Here is a 4,263-nt window from a genome sequence, read left to right as displayed (position 1 = left end):
TAGTCGAGGTTTTGGGATTGAGATATTTATCCTCTTTTTTTGGCGAAGGTATTGTCTAATAAACATTTTTACCACAACCAATTAGTTACATTTCCAAACCCAGTTCAAAATCCAGATTTGGGAGTGTGGTTCAAACATGTTCCAGATGGCGTATATGATCGCGGTGGACGTAGAGATAATCGACGCGAGGCAGAAGTCGTTGCTCAATTGACGTTAGAGCATTTTCAACATTTTCCCGACCAATCTCTTGGTATAGTAGCATTTAGCGAGGCTCAAGCTGATGCCATTCAGGAACAAATTGAGATTTTGGGCAAAAACTATCCAGATTTGGAGACATTTTGCAGCGATAATTCACCTCGGTTTTTTCTCAAAGCACTGGAAACCATTCAAGGTGATGAGCGAGATGTAATTTTACTCAGCGTTGGGTATGCTCGTGACTCTCAAGGTAAATTTTCTCTCAACTTTGGTCCTCTTAATCGGCAAGGTGGAGAACGACGACTTAATGTAGCTGTTACGCGCGCAAAAAGCAAGATCACACTGGTTTCTTCGATAATTGCTGGTGACATCGATTTAACACGCACCAAAAGTAAAGGCATAGAATACCTGCGAGATTATTTAGAATATGCAGCGAGTGGTGGAGAACGACTACAAGGTAACTCTTATACAGATGCGCTCCACTTTGACTCGCCATTTGAAGAAGATGTTTACCATACTTTAGTTCAGCAAGGATACACTATCCGCACTCAAGTTGGATGTTCAGGTTATCGGATTGATTTAGCAGTTGTTAACAACAATCGTCCCGGCGAATTTTTATTGGGGATTGAGTGCGATGGCGCATCTTATCATAGTTCACCGACTGCAAGAGATCGCGATCGCCTCAGACAACAAGTGCTTGAAAGGCTAGGTTGGAATATTCACAGAATTTGGTCAACAGACTGGTTTCGTAATAAACCAGATCAAGTTCGTCTCTTAATAGAAAGGATCAAACAGTTGCAATGTAAATAAAAATTGCAAAATTCCTGTCTTTCTTTACTAACTTGCCCATATTTGATCTTAGACCATAAAAGTTTTGCATGGTAAAGTTAACTTCTTATCCTATCCAATTCCTTAAACTTATCCATTCATGGTCTTTTTAGTATAGTTATGTTTCTTTTCGTGCTGCACATACTACGCATTTGAGCGTTCACTTAAAGCAGAAAATTGCTCCTGATTAATTCGTCCAGCTTGATACAACGTTTCTGTGATTTCTGACATTGTTAAAACAGAATGACCTCGATAACCGTTTTCTTGTAATCGGTCTTTCACCCCTTGTTCATGGTCGATAAAGACAACAATATCATTTATATTTAATCCAACAGATTTTAACTTTTCTGCTCCTTCCATGACGCTTTTACCGCTGATGAGAATATCATCAACGACGACAACCGTTTCTCCTGGAAAAAACTCACCTTCAATTAGCCTTCGAGTTCCATGTGCTTTCACTTCTTTGCGAGGGAAAATCATCGGACAATTGAGACGTAAGGCTAAACCAGTAGCCGTAGGTAAAGATCCGTAAGGAATACCTGCAACTCGGTCAAAACTTAAGCTTCTCAAAATCTCTTCATAGGCTTTGATAACTTGATTAAAAAGTTGCGGAGTAGAAATAACTTTGCGTAAATCAACATAATAAGGAAAAGTCTTGCCTGATGCTTGCACATAGTTTCCAAACATAATGCAACCAACATCATACATTTGCAAAATTAAATCTAGTTGGGGATGTTTTTCTAATAAACAAACATCAGAAAACCATACAGAACAACTGGAAGCATTTTGGGTTATTTCGGTTCTTGCTTGATTTATTTCTGTTTGCAAAGACTGAATTTGTTCAGATAAATTTTCCTCTGTTAACATATCTATAGGAACAGGAATTAAAAGACCATCTCCGTTTGCCGTCAGACCAGCTGCTAAAATCTTATAAAGATTGTTACTCTCTGCCCAAATGCTACGAGCCATGATCATTCGTTCCGGAGAAACTGCACGAATACGCGACAAAATATCAGGATTCGTAGTTCCCACTTCTAAACCCACTTGTTCTGGAGTTCCCCAGTTTTTTGATTCTTTGACAACCTGTAAATAAAAAGGTGACTCACTCGAAGGATATTGCTGTAAACTCAACGTATTAGAATTAGAAGTACAACATAAAATAAAAACTGCTTTATCTGGATAAACCAAAAAAGAGGCTACATGCTCTTGTCCTATATATGGACTCAAAGTTATCGCATCTACACCCCATTGAGTAAAAACAGTTTTAGCGAAAATAGTACTGGTGTTTAAATCACCATGTTTTGCATCTAAAATAATTGGAATGTGAGAAGGAATAGCTGCTATAGTTTGATGCAGGAGTTCTAAACCTGGAGCACCTAACACTTCATAAAATCCAAGCGTAGGTTTATAAGCACAGACTTTATCGACTGTTTCAGAAATAATAAATTGCAACCAATCCGACAATCCAGAAATAATATTTTGAGATTGATAGCGAGTCGGCATCATTTCTGGATTTGGATCAAGTCCAACAAAAAGTAAACTTTGATTTTGTGAAATTACTTGATTTAACTTGTCGAAAAAGTTCATAGTTTTTTATCAAAAATATTTTTTAAAGTATTTTTCATTACATCATCAACACACATTCAAATAGATTATCTCTCTGTTTGAATGTGTTATTCTCTATGAAAATACAATTGTGCAGGATAAAAGTCGTCTTTTAGGACAGGTTTAATCAAGAAATGAAAAATTTTAGTATTCATAATTTATCTTTCCGAATTACAATCCTGCAAACCATTCATATCCTTGATCTTCCCAGTATCCCCGAGAACTGAATAATTGACTCGCTAGTGTAATTTGAATTATCCACTTACTTTGCTTATATCCAAGTTTAATGGGAGAAGCCAAACGTAGTGGTGCGCCGTTTTCTACTGGCAAAGTTTCACCATTTTTCTGATAAGCTAATAAAGTTTGGGGATGTAAACTTGAAGCAATATCCCAGCTTGAATAGTAGCCATCAGCTGATTGGAAGTAAACATATCGCACATTTGCTTTAGGCTGAGCAAGAGCAACAATTTCTTGTAATCGAACGCCTCCCCATTGTACTATTGCTGCCCAACCCTCTACACAAACATGACGAATAATCATGGAAGTCAGAGGTAAAGATTGAATTTCTGCCAAACTCAAGCTTAAGGGATTATTTACTTCACCATTAATAATTAAACGATATTTGTCTTTGTCAATAATGGGAGTATACCTGAAGCTATTAATGAGCAAAGCTTCTGGTTCAATCTGACTGTAAGAAAATTCTGGTACTGGCTTTTGTTGATTAAAGATTAATGCTTCAACTTTTTGGTTGAGTGGTTCAGACGCTTTGCCTACAATATCCTCAAACAAAGGTGTTCCACATCCACCAAGAAGAGAACTCATGCCAGACAATCCAGAAATTTTTATAAATTGACGGCGCGATAGTTGAGGACGCTTGATCGGAATTAAATTCATAGGATGAATACTTTTGATTTACCAAAACATTGATTCTGTCAATTTTTCACCTCCAGCCTGACGCCCTAGCATAAAGTGAGCAACGACAAATAAAATAACTATTGGAACCGAGGAAAAGTGAACGATTCGCAGTGCTTGCCAACTGCCAAAAGTATTTACTATAAAAGGAAATTGAGCAGGTTTATACATTCCTATACCTGTAAATATAGCTAGTAGTAAAACAGGAATAATGCCTGTATAAACAATGCGGTGCCAAGCATAAATTAAACGTTTTGAATTTTTACTTTTTTGCAACGCTTGTAAGTCGTTGATACCTACAAATCGATGTTGCCAGCGCCGAGTGACGAAAATATAAATTCCATACCACAAAAGATTCAGCGAAAATAACCACATAGCAGCAAAATGCCAGTGTCTGCCGCCAGCAAGCCAACCTCCTAAAGTAAATATTGGAGGAATGTGCCAACCTGATCGCCCACCAAAAACAGGATTAGCGTTGTAAATTTGCAGCCCACTGGTGAGCATAATAAACAAACTGATAATGTTAATCCAGTGGAAAATTTTCGCTGCTATTGCTTGAGTCGGTAACTTGCGATTTTTATGGGGAAAAGTTGAAGTCATAGATAAACTTTTTTTATCTAGCTTGCAGATTCAGTTGCTTGTAGGAATGCAAGGCATTGTAGTCCTACAGGTAGAGTCGAGAGGCGGTATTATCCGCCGTCCCTCTGTGTTAGATCCGGACGT

Annotated in this window: 4 protein-coding genes; 1 reads left to right on the top strand and 3 read right to left on the bottom strand. The window is 37.7% G+C overall.

The window, feature by feature from the left end; all coding sequences use genetic code 11:
- The first annotated feature begins 51 nt into the window (after window positions 1-51).
- Window positions 52-1,005 (top strand): PDDEXK-like endonuclease domain-containing protein, encoded by a 954-nt coding sequence (locus AC5JM2_RS10045; protein ID WP_495834747.1) that lies wholly within the window; start codon window positions 52-54, stop codon window positions 1,003-1,005.
- Between the two features lie 162 nt (window positions 1,006-1,167).
- Here the strand turns inward: AC5JM2_RS10045 and AC5JM2_RS10040 are convergent, their stop codons facing one another.
- The 3 genes from AC5JM2_RS10040 to AC5JM2_RS10030 all read right to left on the bottom strand — a co-directional run bounded on the left by AC5JM2_RS10040 (window position 1,168) and on the right by AC5JM2_RS10030 (window position 4,140).
- Window positions 1,168-2,610: a bifunctional orotidine-5'-phosphate decarboxylase/orotate phosphoribosyltransferase gene (locus AC5JM2_RS10040; RefSeq protein WP_495834746.1), complete on the bottom strand. Its 1,443-nt coding sequence runs from the start codon at window positions 2,608-2,610 to the stop codon at window positions 1,168-1,170.
- A 189-nt stretch (window positions 2,611-2,799) separates the two neighbouring features.
- Window positions 2,800-3,522, bottom strand: coding sequence for a molybdopterin-dependent oxidoreductase (locus tag AC5JM2_RS10035; RefSeq protein WP_495834745.1), 723 nt, complete (start codon window positions 3,520-3,522; stop codon window positions 2,800-2,802).
- Between the two features lie 18 nt (window positions 3,523-3,540).
- Window positions 3,541-4,140, bottom strand: coding sequence for a cytochrome b/b6 domain-containing protein (locus AC5JM2_RS10030; protein ID WP_495834744.1), 600 nt, complete (start codon window positions 4,138-4,140; stop codon window positions 3,541-3,543).
- Between the last annotated feature and the right edge of the window lie 123 nt (window positions 4,141-4,263).

Source organism: Brasilonema angustatum (assembly GCF_059505445.1).
Note: the sequence above shows the minus strand (reverse complement) of the source record. Positions and strands in the feature narration are given on the sequence as shown.

Excerpts from the sequence above, each read along its gene's own strand:
- AC5JM2_RS10040 (WP_495834746.1), bottom strand. The coding sequence starts at position 2,610 with ATGAACTTTTTCGACAAGTTAAATCAAGTAATTTCACAAAATCAAAGT.
- AC5JM2_RS10030 (WP_495834744.1), bottom strand. The coding sequence starts at position 4,140 with ATGACTTCAACTTTTCCCCATAAAAATCGCAAGTTACCGACTCAAGCA.
- AC5JM2_RS10035 (WP_495834745.1), bottom strand. The coding sequence starts at position 3,522 with ATGAATTTAATTCCGATCAAGCGTCCTCAACTATCGCGCCGTCAATTT.